This is a genomic window from Spirosoma sp. KUDC1026, from assembly GCF_013375035.1.
GTDB lineage: Bacteria > Bacteroidota > Bacteroidia > Cytophagales > Spirosomataceae > Spirosoma.
The window spans coordinates 3,275,950-3,294,915 of sequence record NZ_CP056032.1 but is presented as its reverse complement, the minus strand read 5'-3'; the positions used below and the strand labels follow the sequence as shown (position 1 = coordinate 3,294,915).

Sequence of the window (18,966 nt, the reverse complement as noted above, 5' to 3'; positions counted from 1 at the left end):
CAGCTTAGCGAACCAATAACTTTTGCCGTACGAGCTGCCCCTCAGCGGTTTGTATATCAGCGATGTATAACCCTGTTGTTACGCCCATCATCGGCAATGACAGTTGATTCGCGGCTTTACCACGCCAGCTTTTTACCTCCCGGCCGAGCAGATCATATACGTTCAGGCCGATAAACGTCTGCTGATCGCCCTCGATACGTAACACCTGGTCGGCACCGAGCGGGTTTGGATACAGGCGGACAAGGGAGGCCGTTGGCTCAGTTGCCAGTACCAGCAGTTTGGCGCTGACAACATTGCTGTACGCCGACTCCGACACGGCGCTGACGGCCTTGATTCGGTAGGAATAGGTATTCATAAGGTCAGGCAATGCATTATCTACATAGCTGGCGGCCATGCTGTTCAGGCTGGTAATCTGCCGAAAATCCCCCGTTCCGTCGGCCCGTTCGAGCACCTGTACCATCGCTCCCGCCGGGCTTTGCCAGACCAGCTGGATCTGCCTGTCGGTCAGGGGTCGGGCGGCCAGCGTCGTTACGGCTGGAATAGCGTCGGCAATAGCAACGCTGTCGAACGTAAACGCTCGCATATCCCGGCTGTTCTTCAGCGTTGGGCCGTTATAAAAACTTGATTGGGAGTCGGCGAAGTAAGGCGGCATATATCGTATCGTTTTGGCGCCGGCGGGTTCTTTCAAACTCAGAACCACCCGGTTCTGCTTCACCTGCGCACCAGTCACCCAGCCTGCCTGTTTGTCCAGATAGAACATATCTTTCAGAAAACGCTGGCCCATCAGCTGCCCCGTAGCAAAGCTATAGTAAGCCGTATCGCGCCAGACCATCTGCATGGCCTCGTCGAACGCCAGCGTGACCGAGTCCCGGCGGGTGTTATAGAACACTTTTTTGGGTTCGGGCGAATTGATCTGCAACGTATCGGTCGCTCCGTAGAAATCGCGGGCAATCTGCCGGAACTGCTCATAGGCCATTTGCTGGTGTCCCAGCGCGTCGTAGTGGATGCCGTCGTAGCCCCTTGTGCCAACAGTGGCAATCGTTTCGACATTCTTGTACAGGTATTTGGTTCGGCGCTGGAAATCGCGCAGCGCGGCTGCCCCCGGCTCCCCATTCTTCATCAGATCAAGCTGCCCCACATACAGGCGAAACGTATCGCCATAGTCTTCGCGCAACTGCCTGTAGAATACATCAAATTTGGTGTCGTACCCTTCGGGGCCACTGCCGGCTTCATTCTCACCCTGCTTCCAGATAATTGCTTTTACCTGGTTAGCAACTCCTGCCCACTGTGCTCGGTATAGTAACATGCCGTAATACGTACTCAGATTCGCGTGATTACTGGGGTCCCGGGCCGATAGAGCCAGCATGCCCGTCCCGCCGATGGCCCCGTTCAGCATCAGCGTGGGGATGCCATAGGTCTGGAGAATCAGTCGCTGGAGAGTTAAGCCAAACCCACCTACACTGCTATACGGGTCTTTCGCGGCATACCAGCGCATGGTTGTCCGTGGATCGGTATTAAATACGTACGTGCAGTTTCGAAGGTATTTGTCGTCAAAGCCAACACCATAATACTGATCTATACCGGCCTGTGCCAGCGCGTTTGACTGCCCGTGAATAAGGTACACATCTCCGCATACAACCCGCTGCCGGGTCGCAATCAAGGTCGAATCGGTACCCTTGAACAGAAATACGTGAAATGAGTACTCAGCAGGTTCGGCTTTGATAGTTGCGGTCAGTTGAAAAGTTAGGCTGGCCGCCGTAGATAATGACTGGCTAAGCGTTTGAACAAGTATCCCTTCCCGACGCACCTGAACGTTAACTTTATTGTAACCGGTAGCCGTTACGGTACCGCTAATACCAACATTGGCCTGATTGCTGGCGTTGCGGGGATAGAGCTGTAAATCCTGAGGTAACTGGGTAAATGAAACCTGCCCCAGGGCCCACACATGAGTCATAAACAGGATAAGCGTCCAGTAAAGTCTATGCATATTCTTTTTCCCGTATAAAAAAAGTTATAATATTGTAGTAATTATCTGACTCGGTACAGTTGTCAAACATAGAGCTCCAAACCTATTAAAACAACTGCTAATCAGGTCTTTTTTGCAGATTTTGCTCCCGAATCTATGGCCGACGTATCGGTTATTATTCTGACATTCAACGAAGAAAAACACATTGCCCGGTGCCTTACGAGTTTACAACTCTTTACGGACAGGATATTTATTGTTGATTCGTATTCCACCGACCGAACCGTCGATATTGCCCGCTCCATGGGCGCCGTCGTTGTCCAGAATCCCTGGGTAAACTACGCGACGCAATTCAACTTCGGCATCGCCAATACACCCTTTCAGACAACCTGGCTCATGCGCATGGACGCCGATGAATACGTCCTGCCCGAGCTGGCCAACGAAATCAACCAGAAGCTGGCAACGCTCCCCACCGACGTAGCGGGTATTCACGTTAAACGGCGGGTCATGTTTTTCGACCGATGGATGCGGCACGGGGCTTACTACCCGATCTGGCTGATGCGGTTATGGCGTCGTGGGCAGGGACAGTGCGAAGAACTCTGGATGGACGAGCACATTAAACTGTCGGAATTCAACGGGCAGCCCGCCAAAACCATTCAGTTCGAGCACGACCTGGTCGACCATAACCTGAACAACCTGACCTGGTGGACGCAGAAGCACAACCTCTACGCCATTCGGGAAGTCATTGACCTGCTTAATATCAAATACAATTTCGACAACGTCGAGCGGGTTGAGCCGAATCTGTTTGGGCCTCAGGATCAGCGGACGCGCTATCTTAAAATGAAATACGCGTCGTTGCCCCTCTTCACGCGCCCGATTCTGTACTTTGCGTACCGGTACATTATCCGGCTGGGCTTTCTGGATGGGCGGCCGGGCCTGATGTGGCACTTCCTGCAGGGGCTCTGGTATCGTTTTCTCGTCGACGCCAAATTGTTCGAAGCCTATTTCCACGCGGGCCGGGACAAGGAAGCACTCATTCAGTATTTCCAGCAGCAGTATGGCAAAAACCTCAGACCAGCTTCGCCCGGTGCTGGTGACAGTAAATCCGTGAACGTATCCATCAATGAGTAGTATGCCCGTCGCTCAGGAAGGAAAAGCAGATTTTTCGCGCTATAACATCGATTGGTACAAGCCGGGGCCGCGCTGGAAGATTGTGCTGTGGTTTTTGGTCAATTCACTCATCATCAATACGTACCTGCCTATTCCGGTTTCCCTGAAACGGTGGGTGCTACGTTTGTTTGGTGCTAAACTGGGGCAGGAGGTAATTATCAAACCGGGCGTCAATATCAAATATCCCTGGCTGCTTAAAACGGGCGATCACGTCTGGATTGGCGAGCAGGTCTGGATCGATAACCTGAGCGACGTAGTGATTGGTAGTAACGTCTGTCTATCGCAGGGTGCCCTGATCCTGACGGGCAACCACGACTATCGGCAGCCCACCTTCGACCTGACAACCCGGCCTATTACACTGGACGATGGCGTCTGGATCGGAGCTAAAGCCGTGGTGTGTGCGGGCGTAACCTGCCATTCCCATTCGGTACTGGCCGTTAACTCGGTCGCCACCCGTCCATTGGAGGCCTATGGTATCTACCAGGGCAACCCCGCTGTCTTCGTCCGGCAACGTCACATTAACCCATGAAGGTATCTATCATTACTGTCGTTTACAACGGCGCCGAACATATCCGCGGCTGCATCGAGTCGATCCTGACGCAGACCTACCCGAACATTGAGTACATTGTCGTGGATGGTAACTCAACGGACGGAACCGTTGACATCGTTCGCTCGTATGGCACCAAAATTGCCAAGTTTATTTCGGAACCGGACAAGGGTTTATATGATGCCATGAACAAGGGCATTGGTATGGCTACCGGTGATGTTGTTGGTATTCTGAACGCCGACGATTTTTACCGGCATGAGCGGGTGATTGAGAACATGGTGGCTACGTTTGAGCGGACGGGAAGCGACGCCGTTTACGGCGATCTGCTGTACGTCGACCGGATCGATCCACAGCTGATAAAACGGTACTGGCGCTCGGGTGAGTACACCGGAAGCAACTTCCTCTGGGGCTGGATGCCGGGACATCCGACGTTTTTTGCCAGGCGCTCGCTGTACGAAAAATACGGTTTGTTCCGGCTCGATATGAAGAGTGCCGCCGATTATGAGCTGATGTTACGTTTCGTGCATAAGCACAAAGCCAAGCTGGCTTACATGAACGAGATCACCATCGTGATGCGGGCCGGTGGCATCAGCAATAGTACGCTCAAAAACCGGCTACGGGCCAATAATGAGGACCGGCTTGCCTGGGAAATGAACGGACTAAAACCTTATTTTTTTACCCTCTGGCTAAAACCAATGCGGAAGCTGGGCCAGTTTGTCACGAAACCACGACCCTAAGCAGAATTGGTTGGTCACCGGGAATCAGTACCGTATAATCAAATTCTGTTTGCAAACAGTAGTAAACCGTTGACTTTTACACCTGTGTGCTCGTCACTATAGCCATCTCACTAGACCGACTCTTTGGCAGCCCAACGCGGGAGGGCCGGCACGGTATATGAGCTACAAAACTGCCACCTTATGAATTTAGACTTACTCGTTGCTTTTCTGCAGCACAAATTCGATGACGAACTTTTTACGCTGGGGCTTTACCAGTGTATTCTTTCCTTTCTGGTAGCCTGCTTCGTTGCCGTTATTTCGATTCCGGTCATCATTAAAATTTCCGAGTTGAAATCGCTGATGGAAAAGCCCGGCGAACGTCGAGCGCATACCACCCCAACCCCCACTTTCGGCGGCATTGCGATTTACGCGGGTATTCTGATTGCCTATTTTTTATGGCCGAGTATCGATCAGACGGATGTGTACCGCACGACGCTGTCGGTAGCGGGTATGACCATCCTGTTTTTTATCGGTATCAAAGATGACCTGGTGGGTATCGACCCTAACAAGAAAATCCTTTTCCAGGTCATGGCCGCGCTGATCCTGATTTTCTTCGGCGATCTGCGCGTTGACTATCTCTATGGTATTCTGGGGTTTCATCATATCCCACCCTTTTTTAGTATTATCCTGACCTGTTTTATTTTTATCGCCCTGACCAATGCGCTCAACCTGATCGATGGCATTGACGGACTGGCGGGTGGTATTGCGATGATTGCCAGCGTTACGTTTGGCGGCTGGTTCCTGCTCACCAATCACTTCGCCATGGCTAGCCTGGCGTTCACAGTGTCGGGGGCCCTGATCGGCTTTCTGCGGTTCAACTTTTCGAACACCAGCAAAATCTTCATGGGTAATACCGGCTCGCTGATTCTGGGCTTTCTACTGGCGTTCTTTGCGGTTCGCTTCGTCAATTTGAACGTATCGTTTCGGTACGAACCAACGGCTTTTTTCAACGCGCCGATCATTGCCATTGTCATCCTGATTATCCCGATTTTCGATACGCTGCGGGTGTTTCTGGTGCGGATCCTTTCAGGTCGTTCACCGTTCTCGGCCGACCGGAACCACATGCACCATATTCTGCTGGATAACGGCCTGTCGCACATTCAGACCACGCTTGTACTGTGCGGCATTTCGCTGTTCAACACGGTGCTGTTTTTTATGCTTCACCGAAACATCACCAACACGCAGTCTCTGTTCATTCTGGCGGCTTTGTTTGGGCTTTACATGCTCACCAGTTTTGGCCTCAAGATGCGGATCATGTACCTGACGACTCATCCGCGTCGTCGTCGGGCTATCCTGCGCCGGGAACTCCAGAATGGTATCTCGGGCCGCCGGATCGTTGATTATCTGTAGTCTACACATCCCTTTAAGTCTTAGCCCGCCGGTTAATCCGACGGGCTTTTTCATTGATTAGGGCGAGGGGAAGAACGCGTAACGGAACCCAACCGGCTGATTTTTTGTAATTTTACGGGATACGACAATGACCGTGAAAAAAGTTGCTTTCTATACACTCGGCTGCAAGCTGAATTTTTCCGAAACCTCGACCCTCGCCCGTATGATGGAGCAGCAGGGATATGAGCGGGTAGAATTCAATCAGCAGCCCGATATCTTTATCATCAACACCTGCTCTGTAACCGACAACGCCGACAAGAAATGCCGGAAGATCGTTCGGGAAGCGCAGAAAATAAACCCCGATGGCTACGTGGCCATCCTGGGCTGTTACGCACAGCTCAAGCCCAAAGAAATTTCCGAAATTCCGGGGGTAGATGCCGTACTGGGTGCGGCCGAGAAATTCCGGCTGGTGGAGCTGATGCCGACGTTTGAGAAGGTACAGAGCGGTCAGAACGCCCAGATTTTCAACTCACCCATCGAACACGCTATCGACTACCACGCATCGTACTCGCTCAACGACCGGACACGGACTTTTTTGAAAGTACAGGATGGGTGCGATTACCCTTGCGCCTACTGCACTATTCCGCTGGCCCGGGGCAAAAGCCGATCGGATACGGTAGCAAACGTGATACGGGCCGCCCGCGAGATCGCCGAGCGGGGGGTCAAGGAAATCGTGCTGACAGGAGTTAACATTGGCGATTTTGGCTTGATTGACGGCATACGTAACGAGACCTTTTTCGATCTGGTGAAGGCCCTGGATGAAGTCGAGGGCATTGAGCGGTTCCGGATTTCCAGCATCGAACCCAATCTGCTTACCGATGAGATCATTGCGTTTGTAGCCCAGTCGAAACGCTTCGTTCCGCATTTTCACGTTCCCCTCCAGTCGGGCAGTAACCGTGTACTCGGCCTGATGCGCCGACGCTACAAACGGGAGCTTTATGCAGATCGGGTGGCAAAAATCAAGGAACTTATGCCCCACGCCTGCATTGGCGTCGACGTCATTGTTGGGCATCCCGGTGAGACCGAGGTCGAGTTTAAGGAAACGTACATGTTCCTGAACGAACTGCCAATTTCCTACCTGCACGTCTTTACGTATTCAGAGCGCCCGAATACAACGGCGGTATCGATTCGCCCGGTCGTACCGGGGCACATCCGGGCGGAGCGCTCAAAGATGCTGCATATCCTTTCGGACAAAAAACGGCGGGCTTTTTACGAAACCCAGCTCAGCCGTGAGGCAACGGTTCTGTTCGAAGAAGATGTAGAGAACGGCATGATGCAGGGCTTCACCGAAAATTACGTTCGCGTAGTGGCCAAGTACGACCCGCTATTGATCAACGAAACATTGGTGGTTCAATTGACAGATATTAACGCTGACGGGCTGGTTAACGTCACCGAAGCTCCGCAGGCTGTAGCGGCTCTGGTTCATTAGTTGCGGCTCGTTGTCGTTTCGTCCCTTATATAATTCTTTCATCGGCGGCCAATGCTGTCCCATGTATAACAAGGCCCGGTTCAATGAGTTGAACCGGGCCTTGTTATGATACTGTGTAAAGAAGGAAACCGCCCCCAGAAGGAGCGGCTCCGTAAGTACAACAAAACCACAGTAAAACTGCCAAGCTTTTGTGCCGAACAGGGTGCCTGTGGCTTTGTTGTTATGGATTAAGCTTCGATCAGGAACTCGTCGTGCTGACTAACGTCCAGACCTTGCTGTTCATCTTCTTCGGTTACGCGCAGGGGCAGGATCAGATCCGTGATTTTCAGCATCAGGAACGACATAGCAAAGGCGAACACCGATACACCAACCAGCGCGATCATGTGATTGATGAATAGTGTTGTCTGACCAAACGCCAGACCTTCACCACCTTCAGCAACAGCCGAGTTAACACCGTGGCTGGCGAATACGCCCGTCATCACCATACCAACCATACCGCCAACACCGTGGCAGGGGAATACGTCCAGCGTATCGTCCAGCGTTGATTTAGAACGCAGGTGAGCGACAAAGTTCGATACCATAGCAGCAACCGTACCCACAAAGATGGAGGTTGGCACAGTTACGAAACCAGCCGCGGGCGTGATGGCAACCAGACCAACAACAGCACCAATACAGAAACCAAGTGCCGACACTTTCTTACCACGGGCTGCATCGAACAGCACCCAGGCCAGACCCGCTGCCGCAGCGGCCGTATTTGTAGTAGCGAACGCTGATGCAGCCAGTGGCGTAGCGCCAACAGCAGAGCCAGCGTTGAAACCAAACCAGCCGAACCACAGCAGACCCGTACCCAGCAGAACGAATGGGATGTTGGCAGGTGGGAAGTAGCTCGATTCGAGGTGCGACCGGCGACGTTTCAGATACAGCGCACCCGCCAGCGCGGCCCAGCCCGCCGACATGTGAACAACTGTACCACCCGCAAAATCAAGCACACCTAACTTAAACAGAATACCCTCTGGGTGCCAGGTCATGTGTGCCAGTGGTGCATACACGAACAGGCTGAACAGGATCATAAACAGAACGTACGAGCGGAAATTGATCCGTTCGGCCATCGAACCAGTTACCAGCGCCGGAGTGATCACCGCAAACTTTAACTGGAAGAAAGCGAAAACGACCAGGGGAATGGTAGCCGCCAGCGACCAGGGTTTGCCGTCGAGCACACCTTTAAACATGAAGTGGTCCATTGGGTTGCCGATGAAACCACCAATCGACGTACCGAACGCCAGGCTGAAACCAACAACTACCCAGAGAACGCTGATTACGCCCATGGCAATGAAGCTTTGCAGCATGGTCGAGATAACGTTTTTGTTATTCACCATACCACCATAGAAATACGCCAGACCTGGTGTCATCAGCAGCACGAGCGCCGTAGCAACGAGCATCCAGGCGGTATCACCCGAGTTAATTCCTTCCGTCACAATCTGCGTCGGAACGGCAGGCATCAACACAGCAGCCACGCTGATAATCAGTAGTATGGCTAATGGAATGTACGTAGGCTTTTGCATAATAATTGAGGTTTTTTGTTGTACTGATTATTAAAAACTAGGTTGTAAAAAAGAGAAAATTAAAACTTAAAGATGGCCGCCATGCCCAGGGTCGTCTGCGATGGCGTCAGCGAACCGTCACCTTTTTCGAATTTGTTAGCCGAATAGCTGTCGATACGTAGTTCTGGCTTCAGCAATACGTGCGCATCGGCCATGGTTATGTTACCCGTAATCGTGATCGAGTTGACGCTGGCTCCGTTACCGGCCGCATCCGTCAGACCCCGAACGTTACTCTTGTTGTCAAATACCTCGTAACGAGCGCCCAGTCCGAACTTGTCCGTAAAAGCGTAGTTCGTGTACACAGCAACGCCCCCCCAGGTTTTTGTCGTCGATGGGCCACCAACGTTTTGGTAATCGCCCTTCTGCGCGCCCGTAGCGGCATTTAACCCCAAGAAGAATTTTTCGGTAATCTGATAGGTCGTCGTCAGATCGAACAGCGAGTAACTAGCGTTGTTGGCAGGTACTCCTGTAACATCCTGCGATGCTTCATTCGATACAATCCCGTTCAGGTAGACATTCCAGCCCAACACCGGCGAGAAGAAGAACTGCCCGATTACGCCTTTCTTTTTGTTGTTGTCGACAATGTTATCGACGTTGTTCACCAGACCCAGCATCAGGTAAGCCCGGTCGCTGAATGCATATTGGCCTTTCAGACCAATGTGATAGAACGGACCATTGTTAAACAGGTTAGATAGGGAGTAATTGTAATTGACTGGAGCATCAATCACTTCATAACCGATGTGCGTACCGAACTGTCCCGCCGTAAACGTCAGCTTATTCGTTGCTTTGAACGTAATGTATGCCTGTTTGATCGCCAGCGCTGTAGAGCCGGGGGTTCCCAGCAGGGCTACGTTATTACCGTAGTTTCCCAGATCGGCAAAAGGACCGAATGCCAAGTCAAAAACGGCATCCACTTTATCGGCCGTATATATGGCCTTGGCCTGCACCAAGCCAATTCCGAACTGACCAGACCGCTGATCAAAGGCCCGGGCGTTGGAAGCTCCGTTGGCATTTAGCCCCAGATTAGACTGACTTGATGGGTTGTTAAAGTTTCCGAAATAATACGTATCCATGTAGCCGGAGAAGGTGAACTTACCCGGTGTGCTAGCAGTAGAGTCCTGAGCTACTGTTTCATAACCAAAAAACAAAGAACTAACTAGTAAAAATAATTTTCTCATAGGTATAATTTGGTAGTTGCGAAATAAGGTTGCACTTCATTTCGCGACAAATTTTACCACAGAAACATTATCACACAATACACAAATTTAAACAAATATGGCAAAATACCGTTTAATAGGCTTTTTATCTAAATTTTACTATTTAATTCAAAATAATTCATATTATAATTTCCGTTACAACAAATTTATTGAACTTTACTGCTCCTGCCTTCGTAGGATACGAACCAGGATCAAACAAATGGTAATATTGTCCTATTCAGATAAGTTTACGATTCAGGGCATTAAATAAAAAAAGCCTGCCCAGAACGTTCTGGGCAGGCTTTTTACAACTAAGTATTTTTTACCGACGTTACGCTTCGGCATGCAGCCACGCTTTCTTGGCTAAGAGGGTGTCTTCATCTTCTTCGTGTTCCGGATCGGGAACGCAGCAGTCAACGGGACAAACGGCCGCGCACTGCGGTTCTTCGTGGAAACCCATACATTCGGTACACTTGTCAGCAACGATATAGTAAAACTCGTCAGAAACTGGCGCCTGGGGTGACTTGCCGTCAACAACCGTACCATCACCAAAGTCGACTTCGGTGAGCTCGGTACCGCCACTCCATGTCCATTCGACACCCCCTTCGTAAATAGCGGTGTTTGGGCATTCGGGTTCGCAGGCACCGCAGTTGATGCACTCGTCGGTGATCATGATTGCCATGAGCAGAACAGATTTATAGACTGTAAAATTTTATCTCCTTGATACGAACAACAAATATAACTATTTAAAGGTTGGGGGCAAACTAAAATTTATTCCGGTCGGTTGCTACCATAAATCACGTTCCCTTTTTAGATGCTGCAATCAGAACGCCTGCAAACGTTCGTTGCGCTGGGAGACTATCTGCGTTCGGCAGATACCCGGCCAGAACTGGAGGAAATTGCCCACCGGGCTTATCATAAAAATAATTGGTTTACACCAGATAACGTTTTACGCGCCTTACAGGCTATCGCCGATGAGTTTCTGACGGCCAATAAACTCAGCGCCTGGATTCAGGCCTACGCTCCTGCTGAACCGGCCCACCCGAAAGTTATTGGGGTTGTTATGGCGGGCAATATTCCGGCCGTTGGTTTCCATGATCTGCTCTGTGTTTTAATGAGCGGTCACAAGCTGCTGGCTAAGCTGAGTAACCAGGATTTTGTACTAATCCACTTTTTAATACAAAAATTAAAAGAGATCAATCCTGCTTTCGATCCGCTGATTGAAGAAGCTGAACGACTGAATAAGGCCGATGCCTACATCGCCACCGGCAGCAACAATACGGCCCGCTACTTCGATTACTATTTCGAAAAAAAACCCCACATCATCCGGCGCAACCGAACTTCGGTAGGGATTCTACTGGGCGAGGAAGATGAAAGCGTTTTTGTTGATCTTGGCCACGCTATTTCGGATTATTACGGACTGGGCTGCCGGAACGTATCAACGATACTGGTACCGGAGAACTATGACTTTACGCCCCTGTTACGTACGCTGGAGCCGAATGTCAGTACGTATCTGAACAACCATAAATACCAGAATAACTACGACTATAACAAGTCGATTTATCTGATCAACGCCGTGCCGCATTACGATAATGGCTATCTGCTTTTGACTGAAAACGACGGTCTGGTGTCGCCAATTTCAGTCTTGTACTACCAAACGTATAACACGCAGGACGATGCCGCGGCCTGGCTGACTGAGCGTGCTGATCGGATTCAGGTCGTCGCATCGGCAAAGTCCAGCTCCGGACAGGGCTGGTATCCGGGTAGTGTTCCCTTTGGGCAAACTCAGTCCCCCGGCCTCTCAGACTACGCCGATGGAGTCGATACGATGGCGTTTTTGGTGAAGTTGTAGAACTTGGAGAAAGGAACAAGAAAAATGTTAATCACGGCATAGCATCATTCTTATTCCTTTCTCCATTTTCTCCTTTCCTCCTTCTAAATAAATATCTGCAGCGTTTCGGGCAGGAGCGGGTTGCTGCTTACTTTCAAGTTGATGAGCGTTGACAGGCTGGGGGCAAAGAAATAGGCCCCTCCTTTCATGTGTACGTAATCGGCGAACACAAACGGCTTCGTCGGCACAGCCTGCCCCCAGGTGGTTGGCCACTGCTGCGGCTGCACGACATCAGTCGTCTTGTGCTGGCCAATGACGGGATCGATTCCCGTTCCCGTATTCACAAAATTTGGTTCATTTGCCCAGTGCGCCTGCATGAATTCAAACTGCCCCTTTTCAAACTGATCGCCCAGGTTAGCGACGAAGCACATAAACAGAAGACCGTATCCATCCCCTTTTGTGGGGAAGTGCGCCGGATCGAAATCGCCGTTTGGCAATCGGACCCGAGCCGCTTTCTCGAAAGGAATACCCCGTCGAACCAGCCGCTTCGATTTATTAAAATCAACCCCTGCTCCGTCACTACGCGGATTCGTTTTGCGGATATGAGCGTGAAACGGGCATTTTCCGCCATCATCACCGGCGTACATGAAGTCGTTTGGCACTTTATCCTTGGCTATATTTTCCAGAGCATCTTTGAATGACGTAACGGGTGTGCCGTCCTCAAAGCGTCCGACCACCAGCGCACCAGCCCGTTCGGCATCGTCGCCGGTGAGACCTATTGCCGCAGCAAGCTCCTCTTCCCGCTTTTTAAAGCCTTTTACGTCCTGTTCCAGCTTTCGAAAGACGAAATAACTCCCGAATGCACCGGCCTTTCCCGGATCAGGTACCAGCGCCAGGTTTAAAGGCGCTTCAGGGTGCCAGTTGGTATGGCCTATCCTGCTGGCTTCGTCGTCAATATCTTTTTTGAAGAAAAGCGGCTGACTCACACCGTCGGCGTAGCCGTTGTGCTCAATGCCGTTTCCGGCCTCATTCCGAATTCCTTTGCCGGGTTCTTCCCGAAGCGGAATTGCCAGGTTTTTGAGCGAGATAATAATAGCCCGTTTCAGTGCCCGCACCAGTTGCGGACTGTCATCGCCAATCAAAATCAAGGCATGAATATCGGCATCGTAGCCAGCGTCCCAGGTGCTGCTTTCGGGATCAGACAGGCGCGTCTTTGACGCTTTCATCCCATTACGAAAAGATGGATCCTGGGGAGTTTTGCCATCCGGTACGCCCAGATATTTATAGCCGCTGGCCGTCAAAAACAGATTGACGAACATTCCGGCCGACACCTTATTCGTCTTGAAGAAATCGGTCTGCTCCATCTGTTTCTTCGCTGACGTAACAAACACGCGCGTAAAGGCCGACAACCAGTCTTTGACCAGCGCCTGACGCCCAGCGGAGAACTTTATGAAGAGATTGATGGTGTGGTCACGACCGTGACCTTTCAGAATGTTTCCCTGCAAGTCAGCCAGCATAGCAGGAAATTCACCCGCATTGGGATCAATGCTGGTGGCGGTAAGAGAAATAGGCATGAGTCAGGAAGTTTTGGGTTAGTCGTAAATAATTGACTGAAAACTAACCCATTGCCCTTTCATGCCCGAATAATCCCTGAGCAAACGGCAGGTTGGCTGAGGGAACGGCAAAAGCGCAACTACTTCCTCAACAATCTGACTAACAGAATATTAACTGATCATATCAGACCTTTATCGTTCACCCTCTCCTCCCTTCCTCCCTTTCCTCCTTTCATTGATATACCCTCACATAATCAACTTCCATACGCTGCGGCCAGATGGTTTCGTCGATACCTTTCCGTCCTCCCCAGTTGCCACCCACCGCTATGTTCAGCAGCAAATAGAACGGTTGGTCGAAGGGCCACTGTGCTTCAGAACTGCCCAGCGTGGCTTTCCGGACGGAGTAGTATTTTTGATCATCGACGTAAAAATCGATCTGATCGGCGGTCCAGTCGATGGCGTAGGTATGGAAATCCGTCGTTACGTCCCTAACGGGTATTGAGCCGCCTTTTTCCGTTTTTTTGACGTGGTTATATGCCTCGGAATGGATGGTACCGTGGACAACGCCCTCATCGTAGCCGACGTGCTCCATGATATCGATTTCACCACCCTTCGGCCAGCCCACGCGCGACAAATTAGTACCCAGCATCCAGATCGCGGGCCAGGTGCCAACGCCCTTAGGCAGTTTGGCCCGGGCTTCGACACGTCCGTAGGTCCAGGTCTGTTTCCCGCGGGTCAGGAGCCGGGCCGACGTGTACTGGCTGCCCTGATACGCTTCTTTGCGGGCTTCGATAATGAGTTTACCGTTTTCGATACGGGCGTTCTCGGGACGCCGACTGGTGTAAAACTGTTTTTCATTGTTCCCCCAGCCGTTACCTCCTGTTTCATACGTCCATTTCGTCGTATCAGGCAGCCCCGGCTTGTCGAACTCATCCGCCCAGACCAGCTTCCGCGCCCCCGGCCCCGTCGTACTCTGCGGCACCGTAACATCAGCCGCCTGACCGCGCAGGCACAGCCCCAGAACCAAAATATTCACGATCAACAATCCCTTCATAGCTCCACGTTTCAATCTATCACAGCTTTGGCGCCCGCTCTTTCGCTCTTTATTTTCCAAACGCCCACGTCAGAAAGTCAGGCATCACCCTGCTCCAGGTTTCCTGGTCGTGTTTGCCACCTTGCACTTCTACGTAGCGGATGTCGGTTGGACCACCAGCACGGTCGTACTGATAGCCTTTCTTCGTCAATTCCTCGATGAGGTCGATTGTGTCGTCGATGGCGTCGATAATGCCGTTGTTGTTCCGGTCGCTGGTTTCGTCGTCGGTACCGGCTTCAAACCAGAATTTCAGGTTCCTGCTGTAATTGCCTTTCCGAACCAGATCGTGCATGATCCGGTCGGTTTCGTCACGATAGCCAGCCTCGGTACTCTTACTCCGCCACCATAGCGCGCCAGAGAATACGCCCGCCCGGCTGAACCGATCCGGATGATGAAACACCAGATCCAGCGCCGATAAGCCTCCCAACGAGAAACCCGCAAAGGCGGATTCTTCAGGTCGGTCACTGACCGGATAATGATTCTGCACATAAGGCAACAGTTCTGTCAGGACAAAGTCAGTATACAAAGCCGCTTTACTCCCCCGATGCATATAATCTGCCTGGGCGGCCGTACCATACTCCTGAATTCGGTCGCCAGCGTGAATGGCCACCAGAACAAACGGACGGACGGCCTGTTGTTCGTACAACGAATCCAGCACGTCGGTCAGGTGCAACCGCTCCAGATCCTGCCCATCATTCAGATAAAGGACCGGCAGGCGTTCCTGCGGCAGGCGGTCCTGGGGCAAGCCTTCTTGCGGCAAGCGTTCCTGCGGCAAGCGGTCCTGCGGCAGGCGATCAGATCGATAATTTGGTGGTAGAATAATGTCCAGATGTACGGTGCGCTGGAGCGGAACGGAGAACAAAGAATCATCACGCAGCCTGGTAACAGTCATTGACTTGCTGCGGGGAGAGGCCGGTATCGAGTCAGCCATAAACAGGAAAAATGTCAACAGTAAACAGATTACAAACTGCAAAATAGGCTTTTTTCGGCGCATCCGTGTTGTCCGTTTTGTCGTTGCATTCGATTTACTCTATTTTTCAGCCAAGTTTTATCCCTTTTAAACGCCTATCATCGTGCAGGAAACTCATCGTAAATGGTACTCGCACCACCTGGGCCGCGACATCGACATGCTGGTTTACGGCCATTGGGGATACCCCGTTCTTATGTTTCCGACCTCCATGGGCCGGTATTATGAATATAAGGATTTTGGCTTTATCGAAACAGTCCGGTGGTTTGTTGAAACAGGTAAAATTAAACTCTACTGCATCGACAGCATCGACCGCGACAGCTGGTACGCCAAACACCTCCATCCCGGCACCCGTATCTGGAACCACGTCCTGTATGACCGCTTCCTGCACACAGAACTGGTGCCCGGTATTCAGCGCGAATGCAACGAACGGAAAATTGGCGTTGCGGGCGTCTCCTTTGGCGGCTACCACGCCCTGAATTTTGCGTTTCGGCACCCCGAACAGGTTGGTAACCTCTTCACTATTGGCGCGGCCTTCGACATCCGGTCTTTTCTGAGCGGTTACTACGACGAAAACGTCTATTTCAACAACCCACCCGATTTCATACCCAACGCCAACAATCCCGAGTTCTATCACATGAATATCGTCCTGGGTTCGTCGGAGTACGATTTCTGTAAGCCTTCCACGCTGAATATCTCAACGATTCTCCGGAACAAGGGCATTCACCACACGCTTGATCGTATGCCCTGGGGCGATCATGACTGGCCAGTCTGGAAAGAGCAATTCCCACGCTTCATGAGCCTGATTTAGCCACTCTCACCCGAGTCAAAACCCAGAAGCCAGACGCAGATTGCGTCTGGCTTCTGTGGATTATGCTTACCCTGCTATTTTTTGGCTTTCTTTTTCAACTGCTCATCCAGCATCTTGATAAAGTAACCACCGACAACCGACCGGGCCTGGAAGCCAACCTGTTTAGCGTCGGTTGTTTCGTGCCAGTCGGAAAGTGGTACGCGCGTTGGCGTTTCGTTGGCGTATTTCCAGATCGGATCGATGAACGCCTTGAAGTCCTTATCTGAATCGGCCATCGTTGCCGTCCAGATTATCCAGTCCGATTTGGTGTACGTCTTCCGGCTGTCGAGCGGCAGGCCGTAGGGCTGCTGGTGCTTCAGGTAGAAATCGATTTCTTTATCGGCTACCTCCTTCGGGAACACATTCAGATCAAGCAATTGATCCCAGACGATGTTGTACTTCTGGCTCCAGCTGCCGGGCGTTTTGTCGAATGTCAGGGCATAATGGTCGCCTTCAACGTCCATCTGCATCCATTTCTTAGCTAATTCGCGGGCCAGTGTCAGGTATTCGTCAGCAGTTTTCTGGTCGCCCAGCGCCTGCGCCATCTGCCCGTAGCAGGCAATGCCCATGATCGCTTTAGCCGATAAGTTGGCATTCCGCGCCAGGTGACCGGCAAAATCATCTGTACAGAGCTGGTTGCCCGGATCAAAACCATCCCGTTTCAGGAAACCTACCCACTTGGTCAGCGTTGGCCAGTGCTCCCGCGCGAAGTTGGGGTTACCGTCCATCTTGACCGCAGCGGCCGTCAGGATGATCATGTTACCGGCTTCCTCGACAGGCATATCTTCGCCATAAGTCTGACCGTTTGCCAGTGGATACGTACCAATGTCGTGCGCCGGGAAATCTTTTTTCCACCGGCCTGACTCGCTATAGTCGAAGATGAAGCGCAGTAAGCCCTTCGCCAGCTCGTTGTTGTACAGCAGAAATAGCGGAGCCGATGGGTACGTTACGTCCACCGTGCCGATGGAGCCATTCGAGAAGTTCTCTTTGGAGAGAAAAAATACCTCGCCTTTCGGACCAGCCACAATTTTGTGAGCCGAGATGGCCTGCCGGTACGCCAGCTGACACAGATCAGCATACTCTTTTCCGCCAGCTTTGCGCGCATCGTCATACAGCTGTTTGTCAAAGTCGGTGCTTTTCCGGCGAAGGCGGGTGTAGTCGGTTTCGGCCAGTTGCAGCGTCTTCTCCATCGTCATGTTGGGATCGCGGTGCCACCAGCCCCGCAGATTCTCGCCAAAATACTGCACCGAGTAGAGATCGTCGTACCCCAGCAGCAGGTGTTTCGACGCACCCTCTTTCGTAACGTTGCCCAGATTCAGCACCGTAGCCAGCGCTACGCTATTCGCCTGACCGGCATTAAGCTTTGCAGCCGGCAACGTCCCTTTTGTAACAAACGACTGCTTCAGCGTTGCGGGCACACCAGTTACGATCTGGCTGCCTGATCCTTGCGGAACTGCCAGATAGGCATACCCCCAGTCGATCCGGATGTTATCGCCTTTCTTGCCCAGCAACGGCTGCGCCTTGGTACCTACCGATCCGTAGGTCAGGCCCGATCCCTGGCCGGCTTTGGTCACTACGTCCTGAACGGGCGTGTTGGTTGCCATTGTCGCCGACTCGGAAAAGTACACCTGAACGGCGTGCGGTTTGCCATCGCGGGATTTTGCTTCGAACGTGACGTAGCTAACAGGCCGGGCGGCTATTTCCAGTTCATCCAGCAGCAGGGGCGACAGGAAATTCACCTGCAGATCGACCGGTCCCGCCGTAAACGTGTAATCGGTTTGGGTAGCGGCAACCTTTACGTCGGTTTGTTCGGCTTTGGTCATGGTCGGACCGGCGGCCGGACTTACCAGGCCAACATCAATGAACGAACCCCCTACCGGGCTGACGCAGTGAGCCGCCAGCACATTTTTTCCTTTGCGCAAGGCTTTCTGCCCTTCGGCCGAGAGCGGGTAATACACATACTCACCCGCGCAGCAGTTCTTCGTGATGATCAGCGTTCCATTCAGATAGACCTCAACGTCGTCGTCATAGCTCATCGACAGCAGCAGACTTGCCGGATCGATCTTGCCGTCGTAGGTAAACTCACGCCGGATGTGAATACCGTTCGGATCAGTCTTGCTGCTGAGCCATTTCGTGCGCGATTCGGCATTGTCGCCAAAGGGACCGGGACCTGTTTTCCAGTCCTGATCGTCGTAATCCGGTTTTTCCCAGCCCGGATTCGGTTTAGAGAAGGTGTATTTAGCAGTGTAGGCTTTCAGCTCGCCGGTAGGCAGTAACGTATTATACGTAGGTGGTACGGCTCCCATAAATTGGTACGCCTTTCCATCGACCCGGACAACGCCTTCCATCGACTGCGGTTTACCGGTCCAGTGACGGGTGGGCGAATCCGTTAGCTTGTCGGTCGTACTCCAGACACTGAAATAGGGATCGTGCGTAACGAGCGGGTAAGCCGGTGGACGTAATGTCTGAGCCTGCACCGTAGCAACAACCAGCAAAGCGGTGGCCAGGGCTGCGGTGCGTAGAAACGATTGGTTAAACATGAACAGGTTGTTTTGTAAGGTAAAGAGCAACTACAGTATAGAAAGCAGTAAGTCGGGCTCT

15 protein-coding genes are annotated in these 18,966 nt (G+C 51.9%); 7 read left to right on the top strand and 8 right to left on the bottom strand.

Features of this window, described 5'->3' with window-relative positions:
* Window positions 1-4: 4 nt before the first annotated feature.
* Complete coding sequence (locus tag HU175_RS13735; protein WP_176567141.1) at window positions 5-1,987, bottom strand: sialate O-acetylesterase; 1,983 nt, start codon at window positions 1,985-1,987, stop codon at window positions 5-7.
* 135 nt (window positions 1,988-2,122) lie between these two features.
* Here HU175_RS13735 and HU175_RS13730 point away from each other — a divergent pair, with 135 nt between their 5' ends.
* The 5 genes from HU175_RS13730 (at window position 2,123) to mtaB (ending at window position 7,274) form a co-directional block, all read left to right on the top strand.
* Window positions 2,123-3,094 carry a glycosyltransferase family 2 protein gene (locus tag HU175_RS13730; protein ID WP_176567140.1) on the top strand — a complete coding sequence of 324 codons (972 nt, stop codon included), beginning with the start codon at window positions 2,123-2,125 and terminating at the stop codon, window positions 3,092-3,094.
* A complete protein-coding gene (locus HU175_RS13725) occupies window positions 3,087-3,662 on the top strand; it encodes a WcaF family extracellular polysaccharide biosynthesis acetyltransferase (RefSeq protein WP_176567139.1) in 576 nt (191 codons plus the stop codon). The genes HU175_RS13730 and HU175_RS13725 overlap by 8 nt, the downstream gene beginning before the upstream one ends.
* The gene (locus HU175_RS13720) at window positions 3,659-4,417 is read left to right on the top strand and encodes a glycosyltransferase family 2 protein (protein WP_176567138.1); all 759 of its coding nucleotides are present in this window, start codon (window positions 3,659-3,661) and stop codon (window positions 4,415-4,417) included. Before HU175_RS13725 ends, HU175_RS13720 begins: the two co-directional genes overlap by 4 nt.
* Window positions 4,418-4,597: 180 nt before the next feature.
* A complete protein-coding gene (locus tag HU175_RS13715) occupies window positions 4,598-5,806 on the top strand; it encodes a glycosyltransferase family 4 protein (protein WP_176567137.1) in 1,209 nt (402 codons plus the stop codon).
* Between the two features lie 127 nt (window positions 5,807-5,933).
* On the top strand, window positions 5,934-7,274 hold the full coding sequence (gene mtaB, locus HU175_RS13710) for a tRNA (N(6)-L-threonylcarbamoyladenosine(37)-C(2))-methylthiotransferase MtaB (RefSeq protein WP_176567136.1): 1,341 nt from the start codon (window positions 5,934-5,936) through the stop codon (window positions 7,272-7,274).
* Between the two features lie 227 nt (window positions 7,275-7,501).
* Here the strand turns inward: mtaB and HU175_RS13705 are convergent, their stop codons facing one another.
* The 3 genes from HU175_RS13705 to HU175_RS13695 form a co-directional block, all read right to left on the bottom strand.
* Window positions 7,502-8,836 carry an ammonium transporter gene (locus tag HU175_RS13705; RefSeq protein WP_176567135.1) on the bottom strand — a complete coding sequence of 445 codons (1,335 nt, stop codon included), beginning with the start codon at window positions 8,834-8,836 and terminating at the stop codon, window positions 7,502-7,504.
* A gap of 59 nt (window positions 8,837-8,895) precedes the next feature.
* The gene (locus HU175_RS13700; RefSeq protein ID WP_176567134.1) at window positions 8,896-10,053 is read right to left on the bottom strand and encodes a porin; all 1,158 of its coding nucleotides are present in this window, start codon (window positions 10,051-10,053) and stop codon (window positions 8,896-8,898) included.
* 349 nt (window positions 10,054-10,402) lie between these two features.
* Window positions 10,403-10,753, bottom strand: coding sequence for a 4Fe-4S dicluster domain-containing protein (locus HU175_RS13695; RefSeq protein ID WP_176567133.1), 351 nt, complete (start codon window positions 10,751-10,753; stop codon window positions 10,403-10,405).
* A gap of 132 nt (window positions 10,754-10,885) precedes the next feature.
* Between HU175_RS13695 and HU175_RS13690 the strand changes: the two genes are divergently transcribed.
* Entirely contained in the window at window positions 10,886-11,923 is a 1,038-nt protein-coding gene (locus tag HU175_RS13690; protein ID WP_176567132.1) for an acyl-CoA reductase, read from the top strand.
* Between the two features lie 83 nt (window positions 11,924-12,006).
* Here HU175_RS13690 and HU175_RS13685 read toward each other — a convergent pair whose 3' ends face one another.
* From HU175_RS13685 to HU175_RS13675, 3 genes are all read right to left on the bottom strand, one after another.
* Window positions 12,007-13,476, bottom strand: a complete 1,470-nt coding sequence (locus HU175_RS13685) for a Dyp-type peroxidase (RefSeq protein ID WP_176567131.1) — start codon at window positions 13,474-13,476, stop codon at window positions 12,007-12,009.
* A 211-nt stretch (window positions 13,477-13,687) separates the two neighbouring features.
* Window positions 13,688-14,509, bottom strand: coding sequence for a family 16 glycosylhydrolase (locus HU175_RS13680; protein WP_176567130.1), 822 nt, complete (start codon window positions 14,507-14,509; stop codon window positions 13,688-13,690).
* A 49-nt stretch (window positions 14,510-14,558) separates the two neighbouring features.
* On the bottom strand, window positions 14,559-15,479 hold the full coding sequence (locus HU175_RS13675; protein ID WP_176567129.1) for an alpha/beta hydrolase: 921 nt from the start codon (window positions 15,477-15,479) through the stop codon (window positions 14,559-14,561).
* 142 nt (window positions 15,480-15,621) lie between these two features.
* On the opposite strand from HU175_RS13675, the gene HU175_RS13670 reads away from it, so the two are divergent.
* On the top strand, window positions 15,622-16,326 hold the full coding sequence (locus HU175_RS13670; protein WP_176567128.1) for an esterase family protein: 705 nt from the start codon (window positions 15,622-15,624) through the stop codon (window positions 16,324-16,326).
* 74 nt (window positions 16,327-16,400) lie between these two features.
* Here the strand turns inward: HU175_RS13670 and HU175_RS13665 are convergent, their stop codons facing one another.
* The gene (locus HU175_RS13665; protein WP_176567127.1) at window positions 16,401-18,905 is read right to left on the bottom strand and encodes a glutaminase family protein; all 2,505 of its coding nucleotides are present in this window, start codon (window positions 18,903-18,905) and stop codon (window positions 16,401-16,403) included.
* Window positions 18,906-18,966: the final 61 nt, after the last annotated feature.

Bases quoted from the DNA above. Each gene is read 5' to 3' on its own strand.
- HU175_RS13700 (WP_176567134.1), bottom strand. From the start codon at position 10,053: ATGAGAAAATTATTTTTACTAGTTAGTTCTTTGTTTTTTGGTTATGAA.
- HU175_RS13720 (WP_176567138.1), top strand. From the start codon at position 3,659: ATGAAGGTATCTATCATTACTGTCGTTTACAACGGCGCCGAACATATC.
- mtaB (WP_176567136.1), top strand. From the start codon at position 5,934: ATGACCGTGAAAAAAGTTGCTTTCTATACACTCGGCTGCAAGCTGAAT.
- HU175_RS13705 (WP_176567135.1), bottom strand. From the start codon at position 8,836: ATGCAAAAGCCTACGTACATTCCATTAGCCATACTACTGATTATCAGC.
- HU175_RS13695 (WP_176567133.1), bottom strand. From the start codon at position 10,753: ATGGCAATCATGATCACCGACGAGTGCATCAACTGCGGTGCCTGCGAA.
- HU175_RS13675 (WP_176567129.1), bottom strand. From the start codon at position 15,479: ATGGCTGACTCGATACCGGCCTCTCCCCGCAGCAAGTCAATGACTGTT.
- HU175_RS13735 (WP_176567141.1), bottom strand. From the start codon at position 1,987: ATGCATAGACTTTACTGGACGCTTATCCTGTTTATGACTCATGTGTGG.
- HU175_RS13665 (WP_176567127.1), bottom strand. From the start codon at position 18,905: ATGTTTAACCAATCGTTTCTACGCACCGCAGCCCTGGCCACCGCTTTG.
- HU175_RS13725 (WP_176567139.1), top strand. From the start codon at position 3,087: ATGAGTAGTATGCCCGTCGCTCAGGAAGGAAAAGCAGATTTTTCGCGC.
- HU175_RS13690 (WP_176567132.1), top strand. From the start codon at position 10,886: ATGCTGCAATCAGAACGCCTGCAAACGTTCGTTGCGCTGGGAGACTAT.
- HU175_RS13730 (WP_176567140.1), top strand. From the start codon at position 2,123: ATGGCCGACGTATCGGTTATTATTCTGACATTCAACGAAGAAAAACAC.
- HU175_RS13715 (WP_176567137.1), top strand. From the start codon at position 4,598: ATGAATTTAGACTTACTCGTTGCTTTTCTGCAGCACAAATTCGATGAC.
- HU175_RS13685 (WP_176567131.1), bottom strand. From the start codon at position 13,476: ATGCCTATTTCTCTTACCGCCACCAGCATTGATCCCAATGCGGGTGAA.
- HU175_RS13680 (WP_176567130.1), bottom strand. From the start codon at position 14,509: ATGAAGGGATTGTTGATCGTGAATATTTTGGTTCTGGGGCTGTGCCTG.